This is a genomic window from Afipia clevelandensis ATCC 49720, from assembly GCF_000336555.1.
Lineage (GTDB): Bacteria > Pseudomonadota > Alphaproteobacteria > Rhizobiales > Xanthobacteraceae > Afipia > Afipia clevelandensis.
Window position 1 is genome coordinate 1,544,688 of sequence record NZ_KB375281.1, and the last position, 19,782, is coordinate 1,564,469.

Consider the following 19,782-nt stretch of genomic DNA (forward strand, 5'->3'; position numbering starts at 1 on the left):
TAACATCTTGTTCCTCGGGCAGAAGCCGAGGGAAATCACTTAGTCCTGAACACGCAAAGGCATCGAATAATCCGCCAAGCCTAACAAAAAGGCCGCCCCGTGAGGCGGCCTTTTCAATCATGGCTGACACGCCAGAAAGGCGCGATCTCACTCCGCCGGCGGCAGGGCCAGCGGCTCGGCTTCCGGAGCAGCCGGCGTGATCGCCGCCTGCTTCTCGCGCTCGTCGAGGATCATCTTGTCGCGCTTGGTCGCGACTTCGCGGATCTTCGCCATCGAGGCGCCGGTGCCGGCCGGGATCAGGCGGCCGACAATGACGTTTTCCTTGAGGCCTTCGAGCGGGTCCACCTTGCCGTTAACGGCCGCTTCGGTGAGCACGCGCGTGGTCTCCTGGAACGACGCCGCCGAGAAGAACGAGCGGGTCTGCAGCGAGGCCTTGGTGATGCCGAGCAGCACAGGGTTTCCGGTCGCGGGCTTCTTGCCCTCGTCCTTCGCCTTGGCGTTGAGCGCGTCGAACTCGATCTTGTCGACCTGCTCGCCCGAGATCATGTCGGTCTCACCCTGATCGGTGACTTCGATCTTCTGCAGCATCTGACGGACAATCACTTCGATGTGCTTGTCGTTGATGAGCACGCCCTGCAACCGGTAAACTTCCTGGATTTCGTTGACCAGATAGGCAGCGAGTTCCTCGATGCCCTTGATCGCCAGGATGTCGTGCGGCGCCGGATTGCCTTCGACGATGAAATCGCCCTTTTCGACGATGTCGCCGTCCTGCAGATGGATGTGCTTGCCCTTCGGAATGAGGTACTCGCGGGTCTCCTCATTCTTGTCGAGCGGCTCGATCGAAATGCGGCGCTTGTTCTTGTAGTCGCGGCCGAAGCGGATCGTACCGCCGATTTCGGCGATGATCGCGGCATCCTTCGGCTTGCGAGCCTCGAACAGTTCCGCAACGCGCGGCAGACCGCCGGTGATGTCGCGGGTCTTGGCGCTTTCGGTCGAGACACGGGCGAGAATGTCGCCGGCCTTGACCTTGGCGTTGACGTCCACCGACAGAATGGCGTCGACCGAGAGCATGTAACGGGCGTCGCCGCCACGCGCCAGCTTCAGCACCTTGCCGTCCTTGCCCTTGATGACGATCGCCGGACGCAGATCGGCGCCGCGGCCGGTCGTGCGCCAGTCGATGACCACGCGCTTGGCGATACCGGTGGATTCGTCGAGCGTTTCCGAGATCGACTGGCCTTCCACCAGATCCTCGAAACCGATCGTGCCTTCCACTTCGGTGAGAATGGGGCGTGAATACGGATCCCACTCCGCGATGCGCTGGCCGCGCTTGATCTGATCGCCCTCGTCGACGCGCATGCGCGCGCCGTACTGAATGCGATGCGTCGCACGCTCGGTGCCGTCGGCATCAACCACCGCGACGACCATGTTGCGGACCATTGCAACATTGAAGCCTTCGCTGTTGGTTGCGATCGCCCGGTTCTTGATGACGATCTTGCCGTCGAAGTTCGACTCGATGAACGACTGCTCGTTGATCTGCGCCGCACCGCCGATGTGGAACGTGCGCATGGTGAGCTGCGTGCCCGGCTCGCCGATCGACTGCGCGGCGATGACGCCGACAGCCTCGCCGTGATTGACGGGCGTGCCGCGGGCGAGATCGCGCCCGTAGCACTTGCCGCAGATGCCGTTGACCAGTTCGCAGGTCAGCGCCGAGCGGATCTTCACTTCCTGGATGCCGGCCTGCTGGATGGCGTCGACATCCGACTCCTCCATCAGGGTATTGCGCTTGATGATCACCTTGTTGGTGGCCGGATCGCGGATATCATCGCACGCCGTGCGGCCAAGGATGCGCGAACCGAGCGAGGCAACGACCGTGCCTGCGTCGATGATGGCGCGCATCTTGATGCCCAGCTTGGTGCCGCAATCGTCCTGCGTAATGATGCAGTCCTGCGCCACGTCCACCAGACGGCGGGTGAGATAGCCCGAGTTCGCAGTCTTCAACGCCGTATCCGCGAGGCCCTTGCGGGCGCCGTGGGTGGAGTTGAAGTACTCCATAACCGTGAGGCCTTCCTTGAAGTTCGACACGATCGGCGTTTCGATGATCGAGCCGTCCGGCTTGGCCATCAGGCCGCGCATACCGGCGAGCTGACGCATCTGGGCCGGCGAACCGCGCGCGCCCGAGTGAGCCATCATGTAGATCGAGTTGATCTGGGAATCTTCGCCCTTCGCGTTCTTCTTGACGGACGAAATTTCCTTCATCATCTGCTCGGCGATCTTCTCCGAGGCTTTCGCCCAGGCGTCGACCACCTTGTTGTACTTCTCGCCCTGAGTGATCAGGCCGTCGTTGTACTGCTGCTCGAAATCCTTCGCCATCGTCTTGGTGTCGTCGACGATCTTCCACTTGCCGCCCGGCACGACCATGTCGTCCTTGCCGAACGAAATGCCCGCCTTGAAGGCGTTGTAGAAGCCGAGCGCCATGATGCGGTCGCAGAAGATCACAGTCTCCTTCTGGCCGCAGTGACGGTACACCTGATCGATCACGCCCGAGATTTCGCGCTTGGTCATCAGCTTGTTGATGGTATCGAACGGCACCTTGCCGTGCTTCGGCAGCACCTGACCCAGCATGACGCGGCCGGCGGTGGTGTCGTAGATCTTCGAGATTGCCTTGCCGTCCTCGTCGACGCCCGTCCACCGGTACTTGATCTTGGTGTGCAGGTGGATGACCTTCGAGAACAGCGCGTGCTCGATCTCCGCCATGTCGCGGTAGACCTTGCCCTCGCCCTGCAGGCCCTCACGCATGATCGAGAGGTAATACAGGCCGAGCACGATGTCCTGCGACGGCACGATGATCGGCTGACCGTTCGCCGGATGCAGGATGTTGTTGGTCGACATCATCAGGACGCGCGCTTCGAGCTGCGCCTCGAGCGACAGCGGAACGTGCACGGCCATCTGGTCGCCGTCGAAGTCGGCGTTGAACGCGGCGCAAACCAGCGGATGAAGCTGGATCGCCTTGCCTTCGATCAGCACAGGCTCGAATGCCTGAATGCCGAGACGATGCAGCGTCGGCGCGCGGTTCAGCAGCACCGGATGCTCGCGAATAACCTCGTCGAGAATATCCCAGACCTCGGGACGCTCTTTTTCAACGAGCTTCTTCGCCTGCTTCACGGTGGTGGACAGGCCCTTGGCGTCGAGCCGCGAGTAGATGAACGGCTTGAACAGTTCGAGCGCCATCTTCTTCGGCAGGCCGCACTGATGCAGGCGCAGTTCCGGACCGACCACGATGACCGAACGGCCCGAGTAGTCGACGCGCTTGCCGAGCAGGTTCTGACGGAAGCGGCCCTGCTTGCCCTTGAGCATGTCGGCGAGCGACTTCAGCGGTCGCTTGTTGGCGCCCGTGATGACGCGGCCGCGGCGGCCGTTGTCGAACAGCGCGTCCACAGCTTCCTGCAGCATACGCTTTTCGTTGCGGATGATGATATCCGGCGCGCGCAACTCCATCAGCCGCTTGAGGCGGTTGTTGCGGTTGATGACGCGGCGATACAGGTCGTTGAGATCGGAGGTCGCGAAGCGGCCGCCGTCGAGCGGCACCAGCGGACGCAGGTCCGGCGGAATCACCGGCACCACGGTCATGATCATCCACTCCGGCTTGTTGCCGGACACGCGGAAGGCTTCGACGATCTTGAGGCGCTTGGCGAGCTTCTTGTGCTTGATGTCGGATTCGGTTTCCGCCATTTCAGCACGAAGCTGGCCTTCGAGCTTCTCAAGCTCGAGACCCTTCAGCAGTTCGCGGATCGCTTCCGCGCCGATCATGGCGGTGAAGCTGTCCTGGCCGTACTCGTCCTGCGCGCGCAGATACTCTTCTTCCGACAGCAACTGACGGTCCTTGAGCGCGGTCAGACCCGGCTCGAGAACGACGTAGTATTCAAAATAGAGAATCCGCTCGAGATCCTTCAGCGTCATGTCGAGCAGAAGGCCGATGCGCGACGGCAGCGACTTCAGGAACCAGATGTGCGCAACGGGAGCCGCGAGCTCGATGTGGCCCATGCGCTCGCGACGGACGCGCGACAGCGTGACTTCGACCGAGCATTTTTCGCAGATGATGCCCTTGTACTTCATGCGCTTGTACTTGCCGCAAAGACACTCGTAGTCCTTGATCGGCCCGAAGATGCGCGCGCAGAACAGGCCGTCACGCTCCGGCTTGAACGTGCGGTAGTTGATGGTCTCCGGCTTCTTGATCTCGCCGTAGGACCACGACAGAATCTTCTCTGGGCTCGCGATCGAAATCCGGATCTGGTCGAAGACCTGAGCCGGAGTCGTCGGATTGAAGAGATTCATAATTTCTTGGTTCATCGTCTTCTCCTCGCGTGCCGGTCGTCACCAGCAGCAAATTCGAAACTTTCTGACCGCATCCCGCCGACGTTCAGCAAGACACGGATGCCCGGCTGCGAGAGCCGGGCATGAAATCCTGATTATTCGGCCGCTTCGGACGTCGGCGCCGGGCCCATCTTGGAATTGTGCAGGTCGACGTTGAGGCCGAGCGAGCGCATTTCCTTGACCAGCACGTTGAACGACTCCGGAATACCCGCTTCGAACGTGTCGTCGCCGCGCACGATGGCCTCGTACACCTTGGTACGGCCGGCCACGTCGTCCGACTTCACGGTCAGCATTTCCTGGAGGGTGTACGCCGCGCCATAAGCCTCGAGCGCCCACACTTCCATTTCGCCGAAACGCTGTCCGCCGAACTGCGCCTTGCCGCCCAGCGGCTGCTGGGTGACGAGCGAGTACGGGCCGATCGAGCGCGCGTGGATCTTGTCGTCCACGAGATGGTGCAGCTTGAGCATGTAGATGTAGCCCACCGTCACGTTGCGATCGAACTGATCGCCGGTCCGTCCGTCGTACACCGTCGACTGACCCGACTTATTCTGTCCGGCCAGCTCCAGCATCTGCTCGATATCGGCTTCCTTGGCGCCGTCGAACACCGGAGTTGCGATCGGAACGCCGGCGCGCAGGTTGCGGCCGAGCTCCATCAGCTCCTGGTCGTTCAGCGTCTTGATGACCTCGTCATCGCCGTAGACTTCCTTCAGCGTGGACTTCAGCGGCTTGATGTCCGACTTGCCGTGACCGTAGTACGCATCGACCGCCTGCCCGATCCGCTTGCCGAGGCCTGCGCAGGCCCAGCCGAGATGCGTTTCGAGAATCTGGCCGACGTTCATGCGCGAAGGCACGCCCAGCGGGTTCAGCACGATGTCCGCATGGGTGCCGTCCTCGAGGAACGGCATGTCTTCGATCGGAACGATCTTCGACACCACGCCCTTGTTGCCGTGACGGCCGGCCATCTTGTCGCCCGGCTGAATCTTGCGCTTCACCGCGACGAAGACCTTGACCATCTTCATCACGCCCGGAGGCAATTCGTCACCACGCTGCAGCTTTTCGACCTTGTCGAGGAAGCGCTGTTCAAGGCCCTTCTTCGATTCGTCGTACTGCTTATGCATGGCTTCGATTTCAGCCATCAGCTTGTCGTTCGGCGAGGCGAACTGCCACCACTGCGACTTCGGATACTCCTCGAGCACCGCACGGGTGATCTTGGTGTCCTTCTTGAAGCCCTTCGGGCCGGCAATGCCCTGACGGTTTTCAAGCAGGTCAGCCAGACGGCCGTAGACGTTACGGTCGAGGATTGCCTGTTCGTCGTCGCGGTCCTTGGCCAGACGCTCGATCTCTTCCCGCTCGATCGCCAGCGCACGCTCGTCCTTGTCGACGCCGTGGCGGTTGAACACGCGGACTTCCACGATCGTGCCCTGCACGCCCGGAGGAACGCGCAAGCTGGTGTCGCGAACGTCGGAGGCCTTTTCACCGAAGATGGCGCGCAGGAGCTTTTCTTCCGGCGTCATCGGGCTTTCGCCCTTCGGGGTGATCTTGCCGCAGAGGATGTCGCCGGCGCGGACTTCAGCGCCGATGTACACGATGCCGGCTTCGTCGAGGTTCTTCAGCGCTTCTTCCGAGACGTTCGGAATGTCGCGCGTGATTTCCTCAGGGCCGAGCTTGGTGTCGCGGGCCATGACTTCGAATTCCTCGATGTGGATCGAGGTGAAGACGTCGTCCTTCACGATCCGCTCGGAGAGCAGGATCGAATCTTCAAAGTTGTAGCCGTTCCACGGCATGAACGCGACGAGCACGTTGCGGCCGAGCGCGAGTTCGCCGAGATCGGTCGACGGACCGTCGGCGATGATGTCGCCCTTGCGCACCTGATCGCCCACCTTCACCAGCGGACGCTGGTTGATGCAGGTCGACTGGTTCGAACGCTGGTACTTCATCAGGCGGTAGATATCGACGCCCGACTTGGTCGGATCGAGATCTTCCGTCGCGCGGATGACGATACGGGTCGCGTCGATCTGGTCGATCACGCCGGTGCGGCGGGCCGCGATCGCAGCGCCCGAGTCGCGCGCCACGACGCCTTCCATGCCAGTGCCGACGAACGGCGCTTCGGCGCGCACCAGAGGCACGGCCTGACGCTGCATGTTCGAGCCCATCAGCGCGCGGTTGGCGTCGTCGTTCTCGAGGAACGGGATCAGGGCCGCAGCGACCGAAACGAGCTGCTTCGGCGACACGTCCATGTAGTCGACCTTGTCCGGCGACAACTGCAGAACTTCGCCGGCGTGACGGCAGATCACGAGGTCGTCGGTGAAACGACCCTTGTTGTCGAGCGGCACGTTGGCCTGCGCGACGTAGTGACGGCCCTCCTCCATCGCGGAGAGATAGACCACGTCATCGGTGACGCGGCCGTCCTTCACCTTGCGATAAGGCGTTTCGACGAAGCCGTACTTGTTCACGCGCGCGAAGGTCGCGAGCGAATTGATCAGACCGATGTTCGGGCCTTCCGGCGTCTCGATCGGGCAGATACGGCCATAGTGCGTCGGATGCACGTCGCGGACTTCAAAGCCGGCGCGCTCGCGGGTCAGGCCGCCCGGTCCAAGCGCCGAGAGACGGCGCTTGTGGGTGATTTCCGACAGCGGGTTGGTCTGGTCCATGAACTGCGAGAGCTGCGACGAGCCGAAGAATTCGCGCACGGCGGCAGCAGCAGGCTTCGCGTTGATCAGGTCCTGCGGCATGACGGTGTCGATATCGACGCTCGACATGCGCTCCTTGATCGCGCGCTCCATGCGGAGCAGACCGATGCGGTACTGGTTCTCCATCAGCTCACCGACCGAACGCACACGGCGATTGCCGAGATGGTCGATGTCGTCGATTTCGCCCTTGCCGTCGCGCAGATCGACCAGCGTCTTGATGACGGCCAGGATGTCTTCCTTGCGCAGCGTGCGCATGGTGTCCGGCGCGTCGAGTTCGAGACGCATGTTCATCTTCACGCGGCCGACAGCCGACAGGTCATAACGTTCCGCGTCGAAGAACAGCGACTGGAACATGGCCTGCGCGGAATCGAGCGTCGGCGGCTCACCCGGACGCATCACGCGGTAGATATCGAACAGAGCGTCTTCACGCGTCATGTTCTTGTCGGCCGAGAGCGTGTTGCGGATGTAAGGGCCGATGTTGACATGGTCGATGTCGAGGATCGGCAGTTCCTTATAGCCCTGCTCGTTCAGCGCCTTCAGCAGCTTCTCGGTGATTTCCTCGCCCGCTTCGGCGTGGATTTCGCCGGTCTTCGGGTTCACGAGATCTTCCGCAAGATAGCTGCCGACGAGTTCCTCGTCGGAGAAGCGGAGCGCCTTGAGGCCCTTTTCCTGAAGCTGCCGCGCGGTGCGCACGGTCAGTTTCTTGCCGGCTTCGAGCACAACCTTGCCGCTATCGGCGTCGATCAGATCATTAATCGTCGAATAACCGCGGAAACGGTCGGCGACGAACGGCACGCGCCAGCCATCCTTGATCCGCTTGTACTGAATCTTCTTGTAGAAGGTCGACAGGATTTCCTCGCCGTCGAGACCGAGGGCGAACATCAGCGACGTCACCGGAATCTTGCGGCGGCGGTCGATACGCGCGAACACGATGTCCTTGGCGTCGAACTCGATATCGAGCCACGAACCGCGATACGGAATCACGCGGGCTGCGAACAGCAGCTTGCCCGACGAATGGGTCTTGCCCTTGTCGTGATCGAAGAACACGCCCGGCGAACGGTGCATCTGCGACACGATCACGCGCTCGGTGCCGTTGACCACGAAGGTGCCGTTCATCGTCATGAGCGGGATGTCGCCCATGTAGACGTCCTGCTCCTTGATGTCCTTGACGGACTTCGCGCCGGTTTCTTCGTCGATATCGAACACGATCAGGCGCAGCGTCACCTTGAGCGGCGCAGCGAAGGTCATGCCGCGCTGGCGGCACTCATCGACGTCGTACTTCGGCTGTTCAAATTCGTAGCGGACGAATTCGAGCTGCGAGGTGCCCGAGAAATCGTTGATCGGGAACACCGAGCGGAACACGGCCTGCAGGCCTTCATCGAGGCGCCCGCCGGCAGGTTCGTCGACCATCAGGAACTGGTCATAGGACGCCTTCTGAACCTCGATGAGGTTCGGCATCTCGGCGACTTCCTTGATATGTCCGAAGAACTTGCGAACTCGTTTGCGACCAGTGAAAGTTTGCTGCGACTGCGCCATCGTGGCCTCTCATTTTCGCCGCCCAAGCTTTCCCAACATGGGTCCGCTGGCGGCATCTTCCGGGTCGCGACGGGCATCGCCCCCGGGTTGAATTTCAAATCGCCCGGACAACCTGCTAAGAAAGGCAGACTGCCAGGTCTCACCGCATCCGAGCCTCAGGGCGCCGGGACAATCCCGCTCCGAATCTCAAGACGCAAAATGACGCGCGGGGCGCTGGTGGCGCCCTGCCCGTCAGAACAAACTCTACGGCCTGTTAAAGCCCGAAATATCTCGTCTCCCGACGTCCCGCCTTGAACCCGTTCCGGGTTTCAAAGGGCGATCCGTCCTTTCGTGCCTCCGCCCATATAGGCGGCAATCGCGGCGATTCGAGGGGGTCAATCGACGAACCGACACACATTAACGTGTCCGGCCGGCCCCGAGGGACCGGCCAGACGTATCGACTTACTTGAGTTCGACCTTTGCGCCAGCCTTCTCGAGCTGGGCCTTGATCTTCTCGGCTTCGTCCTTGGCAACGCCTTCCTTGAGGGGCTTCGGCGCGCCTTCGACGAGGTCCTTGGCTTCCTTGAGGCCCAGGCCGGTGATGGCGCGGACTTCCTTGATGACTTCGATCTTCTTGTCGCCAGCCGCAGCCAGAACGACGGTGAAGTCGGTCTTTTCTTCAGCAGCAGCGGCGGCACCGCCACCAGCGCCCGGAGCAGCAGCAACCGCAACAGCGGCAGCAGCCGAAACGCCCCACTTCTCTTCGAGAAGCTTCGCCAGTTCAGCAGCCTCGAGAACCGTGAGGCTCGAGAGGTCGTCCACGATCTTTTGCAAATCAGCCATTTTAACTTTCCTTCAGCGTATCAGTTCGAACCAGTTGAGATGGAGAATGGCGTCACGCCGCTTCACCCTTAGAGGCATAGGCCTGAACCACGCGGGCCAGCTTCGCAGCAGGCGCGGTGGAGAGCTGGGCGATCTTGGTTGCCGGAGCCACAAGGAGGCCGACAATCTTGCCGCGCAGTTCATCAAGCGACGGCAGCGAGGCAAGCGCCTTCACAGCGTCGGGATTCAGGACAGTGGTCCCCATCGCGCCGCCAAGGATGACGAACTTCTCGTTCGTCTTGGCGAACTCGATGGCAACCTTCGGTGCTGCTACCGGATCGTTAGAAGTCGCGATCACGGTCGGTCCCTTCAGGAGGGAGCCGATGGAAACAACATCCGTGCCTTCAAGAGCAATTTTGGCGAGACGGTTCTTCGAGACCTTCACCGAGGCGCCAGCCTGCTTCATCTGCATCCGCAGAGTCTGCATCTGGGCAACGGTCAGGCCGGAATAATGAGCAACGACCGCGACGCCCGTGGCCTTGAAGACCCCGTTCAGCGTTTCGACCGCCTCTTTTTTTGCCGCTCGTTCCACAGCAAGCTCTTTCCGGTTGGCGGTCCGCTTGAGACAGAACCGCCGGGTTGCACCGATCGTCCTGCCCGCTAGCCTCGAGATAGTCATCTCTCAACACGTCGGGCACGACGACATTTCGGAAGCCTGCCCTCTCGCCCTGGCCTGCCTTGCGGCACACCGGAACGAGGTGTCGAGGTTCGAACCAAATCCGCAGCCACCGCCGAATCGGGGTGGGTCACGAAATCCGGTTTTCACCCGTCTGTGCAGGAGATTAAGCGAAGCCGTTCATAAAGAGCGGCAAGGCACCTGCAGTCTTGGACAGGATGGAGCTTCTTTGGCTTTTGGCCTCAGAGCGCCCCGGCCCATTTTTGTCAAACAAAACAAAGGTTTCCGTTCCTCTGAACAATCCATGCGGAATGAGCGACGAGGAATGGTCTCCTATTGGTTCGATTTTCGGAAAACGAGCACGGACGCGCCAGCAAGAGCCAGCACGCCCGGAAAGGATTGTTTAACGGGTCAGGATCGCGTTGCCAAGGGGATTCTGGGTTCCATAAGCATTTTTCGGGCCAGAAGCCGCCCGCCTGCCTATGCGTGAGGCACAATCAAAGCATAGCGGCAGGCGGGATCAGCTTCAACCCCTTGTGTTGCTTACTATTTTCGGACACGCCGCCCCTGCAGCGGCCCAAGCCTTGATGAGGTCGCCAAATTCCTTCTGCGTCCCCGGCGCCGGGGTCCGATTGCCGCCCGGCGACCAGGCCCAGCCGACCAGCGTGTCTTCCGCCATATGCTTTATCAGCGCAGGCATGTCCTTGCCGTCGTTGCGCTTCGGGTCCTTGATCTGCTCGCAGATCTGGCCAAGCGACTTGCCCTGCCATGCCATCTCCAGCGGCGCGAGGTGCCACTGCGGGTGACCCGGCACATTGGCAGGATCGAAGTTGGCTTCATGGTGACAGGTGTTGCAGGCCAGCCCCGCCGCCGCGCCCATGCCGCCCTCGCCCCGCACCACCAGCGGCCGATGCGGTCTCATCTTGTCCGTTTGCGTCGGATGCTCCGTCGCAGGATGACAGTTCATGCAGCGCGGCGACATGATCACCTTGCCGGCTTCCTCGAACAGCGCCACCGCGCGCTCGTTCGGATTCTTGATATCCGCGAAGCTAGATGCCGGCTTCAGCTTGACCGGATTGACCGGGGGCTCCATCGCCGCATCCGCCTTGCCGCGAAATGCGGGACCGGCGAAGGCCAGCAACGTCACCGCGAAGGCGCCCGCGCCGAGCGCCAGTACTCCTTGCCTGATCACCTTCATGCCGATGCTCCCGGGACAATCGGCAACTGCCGCGGACGGGTCTGACCGAGCTTCGCCATCGCATTGGCAACCGCTGGCCCGATCGGCGGCACGCCCGGCTCGCCGACGCCGGTCGGCTTCTCGCTCGACTTGACGATGGTGACTTCAATCGCGGGCATCTCGTTGATGCGCAGCGAGCGATAGGCATCGAAGTTGCCCGGCACCACGCGCCCGCCTTCCATCGGAACATCTGCATAGAGAATGTGGCCGAGACCGAAGCCGATGCCGCCCTCCATCTGCGCGCGGATGATGTCCGGATTGACCGCAACACCGCAGTCCACCGCGCACCACACCTTGTGCACTTTCGGGCCTTCGTCGCCCATCGACAATTCGACGATCTGCGCGACGAAGGTATTGAAGCTCTCAACCACCGCGACGCCGCGCGCGCGCCCTAGCTCCAGCTTCGCATTCTTCCAGTCCGCGAGCTCTGCGACCGCACGCAGCACGCCGGCATGGCGCGGCTTCTTGCTCATCATCTCAAGGCGGCCCTCGACGGGATCCTTGCCTGCGGCCTCGAGCAACTCATCGACGAAAGCTTCGACAGCATAACCCGTATGGGTATGTCCCACCGAACGCCACCACAACACCGGCACGCCGACATCAACCTGATGCAGGTCGCATTTGAAGTTGGCGACGTCATAGGGGATTTCGTTCGAGCCTTCATATGCGGTCGAATCCAGCCCGTCCTTGAAGGTCATCGCCTCGAACGGCGATCCCTTCATGATCGACTGGCCGACGATGGTATCGCTCCACGCCTGGATTTTCCCGTCGCGTACCACGCCGCGCATACGATGGATGCTGAACGGACGATAATATCCGCCGCGCATGTCGTCTTCGCGGGTCCAGACCAGCTTGATCGGCTTGCCGGGACCCATGGCTTTGGCGACCTCCGCAAGTTCAGCGGCGACATGCACGGTCTGCTGCGCACGCCTGCCGAAGCTGCCGCCGGCAAGAATGGTCTTGAGCGAGACCTTCTCCATCGGCACGCCGAGAATCTTCGCAATGGTCGCGTGATCCGGCGTCGGAAACTGGCTGCCGTAGCGTGACGTAACCGTATCGCCCTTCCAGTGGATGAAAGCGTTCAGCGGCTCCATCGCCGCATGGGCCAGGTAGGGAAACGCGAACTCCAATTCGATCAACCGGCTGCCCGCCTTTGAAACTTCGGCTTCAAAATCGCCTTCCGCCTTCACCGTCTTGCCCGGCGTTTTCGACAGGGTGCGGAATTCGGTCAACAGTTCCTGTGTGCCGCGCTTCTCGGCCTTGCTGTCATCCCATGTGATCTTGAGGAGATCGCGCGCGGTCTTCGCGGGCCAGAAGCCCTTGGCGTAGACGGCGACGCCCGTCGGCACCTGCTTCACATCGACAACCCCCGGCACAGCTTTCGCCGCCGTCGCATCGAACGAGGCCACCGTCGCACCGAACTGCGGAGCACGCGCGATGACCACCGTCAGCATGTCAGGCTCGTTGATATCGAGCGTGTATTCAGCCGTACCGTTTGTTTTCTCGGCACTGTCGAGGCGCTTCACCACGCCTTCCTTGCCGATGAATTTGAACTGCGACGGGTCCTTCAGCTTCGGATTGGCCGGCACCGGCATCTGGTTCGCTTTTTCGGCGAATTCGCCGAAGCGGCCCTGCTTGCCCGACGCATGCTTGATCACGCCGTTCTCGACGGTGATCTCGGCGGCAGGCACGTTCCATTCCTTGGCTGCAGCGGCCACCAGCATCTCGCGCGCAGCGGCGCCAACCTGACGCATCTGGATGTAGGAATTGGCGATGGCGGTCGATCCGCCGGTGCCTTGAACGCCGAACAACAGATTCTTGTAGAGCACGGGATTCGACGGCGCATGATCGGCGCGCATCTGCGACCAGTCCGCATCGAGCTCTTCAGCGACCAGCGTGGCCATGCCGGTGAAAGGCCCCTGTCCGAACTCGATGTGCTTGCACAGCACCGTCACGGTGTTATCGGGCTTGATAATCAGAAATGTGTTCGGAGTGATATTCGGCGGCGCGGCGGCTGGCGCCTGCGCGAAAGCCTTGCCGCCTCTGGCGATATAGACACCGATTGCGAGACCCGCACCTGCCTTCAGCAGCGAGCGGCGCGAAAGGCTCGACGCCTTTTTGATTTCGTCCGTGACATGAACATTCATGGCTCAACCCTCCAGCGACTTGGCCGCGTCGTGAATCGCGGCGCGGATGCGGACATACGTTGCGCAACGGCAAATGTTGCCGTTCATCGCAAGGTCGATGTCCTCATCGGTCGGCTTGGGATTGAGCGTGAGCAGCGATGTCGCGCTCATCACCTGCCCGGACTGGCAGTAACCGCATTGCGGCACGTCGAGCGCGACCCACGCCTTCTGCACGGCCTGCGCCTCGCGTCCCTTGATGCCTTCGATGGTGGTGATCTCGCTGGCGCCGACAGCGGATACAGGCAGCGAGCATGAACGCATCGGCTGCCCGTCCACATGCACCGTGCATGCGCCGCATTGCGCGACGCCGCAGCCGTACTTGGTGCCCATCAATCCCGCGCCGTCGCGGATCGCCCAGAGAAGAGGAGTTTGCGGGTCGACATCCACACGATGTTCGCCGCCGTTGATCTTTAGCGTAAAGGCCGCCATGGCCGCATTCCTTCTGATTTCCGATGACGTCAGAAGGCGGCAGACTACATTCGACTCGTTCTAATCAGCAATCAAACTAATGTGCGCCGCAGCGCTGAATATTTTTTGCCGCGCGCGGAACGAAGCCTCGCAATTTGCGTTTCGGCTTCCCATATAAGTCAGCATTCCCGACGCGAATGATGACAGTTTTATTTTCCTCCGGCCTTCACCCCACCGGATAGCGGAGCGGTTTGCCTGCAAAAAAGGCATCGAGATTCGCCATCACGCAGTCCTGCATCGCGATATGCGACTCGATGGTATGACCGCCGATGTGCGGCGTCAGCACGACATTCGGCAATTTCGTCAGTGCATCCGGCGCATGCGGCTCTTTTTCGTAAACATCGAGACCCGCGCCCGCGATGGCGTTGCTTTTAAGGGCTGCAACCAATGCATTCTGGTCGATCACCGAGCCGCGCGAGATATTCACCACAGTCCCGTGCGGACCGAGCTTCTTCAGGATATCGGCATTGACGGCGTGTTGGGTGTCCGCACCCGCACGCACCGCCACCATCAGGATGTCAGCCCACTCGGCCAAGGCCTCGAGCGACGGATAGTAGGCGTAAGGCACATCGTGCCTACTGCGGCTGTAATATGCGACGTCGGTCTCGAACGCCGCGCAGCGCGCCGCGATCTTGCGGCCGATTTCGCCCATGCCGTAGACGCCGACCTTGCGCCCGGTCATGCCTGGACCCGGCCGCATCGACGGCGACGGCTGCGCGCCGGACCATCCGCCGCTGCGCACATAATCATCGGCGGGCAACAGGCGCCGGGTTGTCGCCAGCATCAGCGTCACCGCAAGATCGGCAACGGAGGCTGCATTGGCCGCGGGTGAGTGACCGACAGCAATGTTGCGCTTTTTCGTCTCGGCGAAATCCACCCCGTCATAGCCCGTGCCGTAGCAGATGATCGCGCCCAGCGATGGCAGCGAGTCCAGCACCGCCGGCGGGATTGCCTGTCCGCCCGCCGTAATCATGGCGCGGATCGGCTTGAGCTGCTCGGCGCTGAAGGTCTCGATCGGCGGCTTGCCCTTGCCGTCGAGCAGATCGTAGCGCTCGCCGATGCGAAGCATCTGCGCCTTGGGAAACCGGGAGTAGATCAGGACTTGATGGGACATTGCATTTCCACTTGCGTCATGGCCGGGCAAAAGCGCGAAGGGCGTCGTCATGACACCCCGGCCATCCACGTCTTAATTGGATATTTCCAGAAGGGAAGACGTGGATGCCCGGCACAAGGCCGGGCATGACGATGAGACATGGGCCCTCCAACAAAAAGGCGGAGCGACTTTCATCGCTCCGCCTTTCAAACATTCACATCAAACCGCGATCAGGAGGTCAGGCTACCCGGCTCGACCTTCACGCCCGGACCCATCGTCGAGGAGACCGCAACGCGCTGGACGTAGGTGCCCTTGGAGCCGGCGGGCTTTGCCTTGACGACGGCATCCGCGAGCGCCTTGACGTTCTGGATCAGCTTCTCTTCCGAGAACGAGGCCTTGCCGATACCGGCCTGCACGATGCCGGCCTTCTCGACGCGGAACTCGACCGAGCCGCCCTTGGCGCCCTTGACCGCATTGGCGACGTCCATTGTGACGGTGCCGATCTTCGGGTTCGGCATCATGCCACGCGGGCCGAGCACCTTACCGAGACGGCCGACCAGCGGCATCATGTCCGGAGTAGCGATACAACGATCGAAGTCGATGTTGCCGCCCTGCACCTTCTCGACGAGGTCTTCAGCGCCGACAACGTCAGCACCCGCAGCCTTGGCTTCCTCAGCCTTGGCGCCCCGTGCAAACACGCCGACGCGCAGGGTGCGGCCGGTGCCGTTCGGCAGAGTGACAACGCCACGGACCATCTGGTCGGCGTGACGCGGATCGACGCCGAGGTTGATGGCGATCTCGATGGTTTCGTCGAACTTCGCCGAGGCGCGTTCCTTCACCATCTTGATGGCTTCGTCGAGCTTGTAGAGGTGCTCGCGGTCGATTCCCTCACGGGCCTTCGCAAGTTTCTTGCCAACAGCCATGATCGTTACCCCGCCACCTGGAGACCCATCGAACGGGCAGAGCCCTCGACCATCTTCATGGCCGCTTCGACGGTATCGCAATTGAGATCCTTCATCTTCTTCTCGGCGATCTCGCGCACCTGCGCCTTGGTCACCTTGCCTGCGACGTCGCGGCCCGGAGCTTTCGAGCCGGACTGGATCTTCGCCGCCTGCTTGAGGAAGTAGGACATCGGCGGGGTCTTCATTTCAAAGGTGAACGACCGGTCCGCATAAATGGTGATGACCACCGGGATCGGGGTGTTCTTTTCTTCCTTCTGCGTCTGCGCGTTGAACGCCTTGCAGAATTCCATGATGTTGAGGCCGCGCTGACCAAGCGCGGGGCCGATCGGTGGCGACGGATTCGCCGCACCGGCCGGCACCTGAAGTTTCAGGTATCCGGTCACTTTCTTTGCCATGCTTTACTCCTTCAAACGGTCCGGACCATTCCGGGCCTTCCTAAGGACCGTGGTTCGGTTCGACAGGCGGCTGGCGACCGGCTGTCTCCTCCCACGGGTCTTCTTCTCCCTCTCCCCATTTTTATGGGGAGAGGGTCGGGGTGAGGGGCAACTCAATCAAGAAGCCCCTCACCCGACCGCTACGCGGTCGACCTCTCCCCGCATGCGGGGAGAGGTAAAACAAATCAGGCGCCGACTTTCTCGACCTGACCGAATTCCAGTTCGACCGGCGTCGCACGTCCGAAGATCGACACCGCGACCTTCACGCGCGAGCGCGCCTCGTCGATTTCCTCGACCACACCGGAGAACGAGGCGAACGGGCCATCGGCCACGCGCACGTTCTCGCCGATCTCGAACGACACCGACGCCTTCGGGCGCTCCACACCTTCCTGCACCTGATGCAGGATGCGCATCGCCTCGGCTTCCGAAATCGGCATCGGCTTGTTTTCCGCGCCGAGGAAGCCGGTGACCTTCGGCGTGTTCTTGATGAGATGGAAGGCCTCGTCGGTGAGGTTCATCTTCACCAGCACGTAGCCCGGGAAGAACTTGCGCTCGGCATCGATCTTGCGGCCACGGCGCACTTCCGTGACCTTCTCGGTCGGAACCAGCACCTGCTCGAACAGGTCTTCCAGTCCGCGCTGCTTGGCCTGCTCGCGAATGGATTCAGCGACCTTCTTCTCGAAATTGGAATAGGCGTGAACGATGTACCAGCGCATGCTCATGTTTCAGTTCCGCGCTCAGGCCTGAATGCCGAGAATAAACGTCACCAGAAGGCGAAGGATCTGGTCGGCGACAAAGAAAAACACCGAGGACACCGCGACCATGATGAACACCATGATCGTGGTGATCGTGGTCTCGCGGCGGGTCGGCCAGGTGACCTTCGCGGTCTCCGTGCGCACTTCCTGCAGGAATTTGAACGGGCTGAAAGCCATCGTCGGGGTCCGCATCCTTGAGTCCGGGAACGCCCGGACGCGATCAATCATTTCTGGAATCCGGACAGTCCTCGCACGCCAATGTTTATTGCGCCCAACCCTCTTGAGAAGGATGAGCCGCCAAGCGGGCTCGATTGTCCGGGGATTTTCAGTGCCGCGCCGGATATCCGTTGAACGGGCCGACAGCAGGTGCCGTTATCTACTGTGTGACGGGCCGAAGGTCAAGGCACCGGCAGCGGACCGAGCCGTGAAAACCGGGCCACCGGAAGCCCGGAACATGGGTAAAAACAGCCACTTCGCCGCTGTCGAAGCCCGCACGGTCATGCTGTCAATTGCGGCCACCGAATGAGCGGCGCGGGCAGATCAGGCTTAAGGGAAGTGATCGGGACGGTATCTGACTGGCAGGGGCGGCAGGACTCGAACCTGCGACCCTCGGTTTTGGAGACCGATGCTCTACCAACTGAGCTACACCCCTGTATGGCGCCTCTATAGCGGACCATTTTCAGTCCGTCACGTCCCCTTCCGACGATTTCTCGCCAATTTCCCTTCGGACAATTTGCCGATTCTTCTCCGTGCGCCGTTGTCCAAAGCGGCTATGGAACCCGGTTTGCGGCGATTGCCGCATCAAGGCGTGCCGCGTACATTCAAGAAAAGCTCAACCGGTGGGGAAACAGACGGTTTGCCGCTTCGCAATGCCATACGCCGTTTGTCGCTGACCCACCGGCTACTGGCGCTCACTCTTGTTGCCTCCCTGCCCGGTCTTGCGGCTGTTAGCTACGGCGCTTTCGATCTGCGCAACACCCGATATGCCGAGGCGCGCGCGCAAGCGCTCCGCAACGCCGAAGTCGTCGTCTCCGAAGTGGACCAGATTTTCGACGGCATTCAGGCCGCGATGCGCGCCGTCGCGGAGACAGATGAAGTCAGCCGTCTCAACAGCACCGCCTGCACGGATTATGTCGTCCGCGTGCGTCCCAGCATCGCGCCGCTGACCTCGCTTCTGGTCGTCGGTCTGGACGGCAACATCCGATGCTTCAGCGAGCCGAGTCTCGCCTCGCCCAATCTGGCGGACCGCGACTACTTTCGCGAAGCTATCGACAGCAAGAAATTCGCGATCGGGACTTTCATCGCCAGCAAGGTCTCGGACCGCAATGTCATCCCGATGGCGCTGCCGATCATCCGCGATGGAAAAGTCGAAGGCGCGATTGTTGCCGGTCTGAACGTCGAATGGCTCGGGCAGCAATTGCAGCAGCGCGGCGTGCAAAGCGGCGGCGCCGTCCTGATCGCGGACCGCAACGGCATTGTGGTGTCTCGTGAGCCGGACCGCGAGAAATTCGTCGGCAGGAAACTCGACGAGAGCCTGGGGCGGATCGGCGGATCGCAGCCCGGCAGCGCGGAGATAACCGGCGTCGATGGCGTTCAACGCATCATCGGCTACGTCCCCGCTTCCATGACGCCCTTCGGGCTTTATGTCAGCAGCGGCATCTCTCGCAGCGAAGCCCTCGCCCCGATCGACCGCGCGGTGCGCAACAGCATCGCGCTGTTCGCGCTTGGAAGCGCCATTGCATTTCTTCTGGCCTGGCTGGTCGGCGAGAGCATCATCCGCCGCCCCTTGATGCGCATGGTGGCGACCGCGGAAGCCTGGCGGCGCGGTCATGACGCCGCGCGCACCGGCATTGTGGGCCGTAGCGATGAAATCGGCGTCCTCGGCCAGACCTTCGACCGGCTGATGGACGAGAACGCGATGCGCGAGGAGCAACGCGCGACGGCCGAGGAGCGGCGCGAAATCCTCGTCCACGAACTCGCGCACCGGGTGAAGAACACCCTCGCCACCGTGCAGTCGATCGCGTCCCTGAGCTTTCGCCACAGCCAGGGACCGGAGGCGCTGCGCCAGTTTCACGAGCGGCTGCAGGCGCTGGTGCGTGGACACGATCTCCTGACCCGCAAGAACTGGCAGCACGCGCAGTTGTCGGAAATCGCTGAAGCGGCCATCGCGCCGCTGCAGGAGGAGCGCGGACACCGTTTCGCGATCTCGGGACCGCCGGTCGATCTGCCGCCGACCACCGCAGTGCCGATGGCGATGGTCCTGCATGAACTGTGCACCAACGCGATGAAGTACGGCGCGCTGTCCAATGACGACGGACGCGTCACCATCGGCTGGACCGCGCAGCCCGGAGATGCGGGGACGGTTGTCAGCCTGATCTGGAGCGAAAGCGGCGGACCACCTGTCACGCCGCCGGAGGAGGATGGTTTCGGCACCCGGCTGATTGCGAATCTGAGCCGGCAACTCGGCGGCGACTGCACGTTCCGCTATCCGCCATCCGGATTGGTCTTCCATCTCAGCATGGTCGCCCCCGCTTTCGAGCCGAGGGACTGACGGCTGATCACCGCTTCCGCCT

13 protein-coding genes and 1 tRNA gene are annotated in these 19,782 nt (G+C 61.8%); 1 reads left to right on the forward strand and 13 read right to left on the reverse strand.

What is annotated here, in order from left to right:
* Positions 1 to 147: 147 nt before the first annotated feature.
* The 13 genes from rpoC to HMPREF9696_RS07265 all read right to left on the reverse strand — a co-directional run bounded on the left by rpoC (position 148) and on the right by HMPREF9696_RS07265 (position 17,861).
* On the reverse strand, positions 148 to 4,347 hold the full coding sequence (gene rpoC / locus HMPREF9696_RS07205; protein WP_002712313.1) for a DNA-directed RNA polymerase subunit beta': 4,200 nt from the start codon (positions 4,345 to 4,347) through the stop codon (positions 148 to 150).
* Between the two features lie 119 nt (positions 4,348 to 4,466).
* Positions 4,467 to 8,597, reverse strand: coding sequence for a DNA-directed RNA polymerase subunit beta (gene rpoB, locus HMPREF9696_RS07210; RefSeq protein WP_002712314.1), 4,131 nt, complete (start codon positions 8,595 to 8,597; stop codon positions 4,467 to 4,469).
* A 441-nt stretch (positions 8,598 to 9,038) separates the two neighbouring features.
* Positions 9,039 to 9,419 (reverse strand): 50S ribosomal protein L7/L12, encoded by a 381-nt coding sequence (gene rplL / locus HMPREF9696_RS07215; protein ID WP_002712315.1) that lies wholly within the window; start codon positions 9,417 to 9,419, stop codon positions 9,039 to 9,041.
* Positions 9,420 to 9,471: 52 nt separating this feature from the next.
* Complete coding sequence (gene rplJ / locus HMPREF9696_RS07220) at positions 9,472 to 9,990, reverse strand: 50S ribosomal protein L10 (protein ID WP_009736776.1); 519 nt, start codon at positions 9,988 to 9,990, stop codon at positions 9,472 to 9,474.
* Positions 9,991 to 10,600: 610 nt separating this feature from the next.
* The gene (locus HMPREF9696_RS07225; RefSeq protein ID WP_002712317.1) at positions 10,601 to 11,272 is read right to left on the reverse strand and encodes a hypothetical protein; all 672 of its coding nucleotides are present in this window, start codon (positions 11,270 to 11,272) and stop codon (positions 10,601 to 10,603) included.
* Positions 11,269 to 13,458, reverse strand: a complete 2,190-nt coding sequence (locus HMPREF9696_RS07230) for a xanthine dehydrogenase family protein molybdopterin-binding subunit (RefSeq protein WP_002712318.1) — start codon at positions 13,456 to 13,458, stop codon at positions 11,269 to 11,271. Before HMPREF9696_RS07230 ends, HMPREF9696_RS07225 begins: the two co-directional genes overlap by 4 nt.
* 3 nt (positions 13,459 to 13,461) lie before the next feature.
* Positions 13,462 to 13,926: a (2Fe-2S)-binding protein gene (locus HMPREF9696_RS07235; RefSeq protein WP_002712319.1), complete on the reverse strand. Its 465-nt coding sequence runs from the start codon at positions 13,924 to 13,926 to the stop codon at positions 13,462 to 13,464.
* A gap of 205 nt (positions 13,927 to 14,131) precedes the next feature.
* A complete protein-coding gene (locus tag HMPREF9696_RS07240) occupies positions 14,132 to 15,079 on the reverse strand; it encodes a 2-hydroxyacid dehydrogenase (RefSeq protein WP_002712320.1) in 948 nt (315 codons plus the stop codon).
* Positions 15,080 to 15,288: 209 nt separating this feature from the next.
* On the reverse strand, positions 15,289 to 15,981 hold the full coding sequence (gene rplA, locus HMPREF9696_RS07245; RefSeq protein WP_002712321.1) for a 50S ribosomal protein L1: 693 nt from the start codon (positions 15,979 to 15,981) through the stop codon (positions 15,289 to 15,291).
* A 5-nt stretch (positions 15,982 to 15,986) separates the two neighbouring features.
* Positions 15,987 to 16,415, reverse strand: coding sequence for a 50S ribosomal protein L11 (gene rplK, locus HMPREF9696_RS07250; RefSeq protein WP_002712322.1), 429 nt, complete (start codon positions 16,413 to 16,415; stop codon positions 15,987 to 15,989).
* A 224-nt stretch (positions 16,416 to 16,639) separates the two neighbouring features.
* The gene (gene nusG / locus HMPREF9696_RS07255; protein ID WP_002712323.1) at positions 16,640 to 17,176 is read right to left on the reverse strand and encodes a transcription termination/antitermination protein NusG; all 537 of its coding nucleotides are present in this window, start codon (positions 17,174 to 17,176) and stop codon (positions 16,640 to 16,642) included.
* A 15-nt stretch (positions 17,177 to 17,191) separates the two neighbouring features.
* Complete coding sequence (gene secE, locus HMPREF9696_RS07260) at positions 17,192 to 17,386, reverse strand: preprotein translocase subunit SecE (protein ID WP_009736781.1); 195 nt, start codon at positions 17,384 to 17,386, stop codon at positions 17,192 to 17,194.
* 399 nt (positions 17,387 to 17,785) lie between these two features.
* Positions 17,786 to 17,861: transfer RNA gene (locus tag HMPREF9696_RS07265), tRNA-Trp, on the reverse strand.
* A gap of 231 nt (positions 17,862 to 18,092) precedes the next feature.
* Between HMPREF9696_RS07265 and HMPREF9696_RS07270 the strand changes: the two genes are divergently transcribed.
* The gene (locus HMPREF9696_RS07270; protein ID WP_210161297.1) at positions 18,093 to 19,760 is read left to right on the forward strand and encodes a sensor histidine kinase; all 1,668 of its coding nucleotides are present in this window, start codon (positions 18,093 to 18,095) and stop codon (positions 19,758 to 19,760) included.
* Positions 19,761 to 19,782 lie beyond the last annotated feature (22 nt).

Excerpts from the sequence above, each read along its gene's own strand:
- rpoC (WP_002712313.1), bottom strand. The coding sequence starts at position 4,347 with ATGAACCAAGAAATTATGAATCTCTTCAATCCGACGACTCCGGCTCAG.
- rpoB (WP_002712314.1), bottom strand. The coding sequence starts at position 8,597 with ATGGCGCAGTCGCAGCAAACTTTCACTGGTCGCAAACGAGTTCGCAAG.
- rplL (WP_002712315.1), bottom strand. The coding sequence starts at position 9,419 with ATGGCTGATTTGCAAAAGATCGTGGACGACCTCTCGAGCCTCACGGTT.
- HMPREF9696_RS07225 (WP_002712317.1), bottom strand. The coding sequence starts at position 11,272 with ATGAAGGTGATCAGGCAAGGAGTACTGGCGCTCGGCGCGGGCGCCTTC.
- HMPREF9696_RS07230 (WP_002712318.1), bottom strand. The coding sequence starts at position 13,458 with ATGAATGTTCATGTCACGGACGAAATCAAAAAGGCGTCGAGCCTTTCG.
- HMPREF9696_RS07235 (WP_002712319.1), bottom strand. The coding sequence starts at position 13,926 with ATGGCGGCCTTTACGCTAAAGATCAACGGCGGCGAACATCGTGTGGAT.
- HMPREF9696_RS07240 (WP_002712320.1), bottom strand. The coding sequence starts at position 15,079 with ATGTCCCATCAAGTCCTGATCTACTCCCGGTTTCCCAAGGCGCAGATG.
- rplA (WP_002712321.1), bottom strand. The coding sequence starts at position 15,981 with ATGGCTGTTGGCAAGAAACTTGCGAAGGCCCGTGAGGGAATCGACCGC.
- rplK (WP_002712322.1), bottom strand. The coding sequence starts at position 16,415 with ATGGCAAAGAAAGTGACCGGATACCTGAAACTTCAGGTGCCGGCCGGT.
- nusG (WP_002712323.1), bottom strand. The coding sequence starts at position 17,176 with ATGAGCATGCGCTGGTACATCGTTCACGCCTATTCCAATTTCGAGAAG.
- secE (WP_009736781.1), bottom strand. The coding sequence starts at position 17,386 with ATGGCTTTCAGCCCGTTCAAATTCCTGCAGGAAGTGCGCACGGAGACC.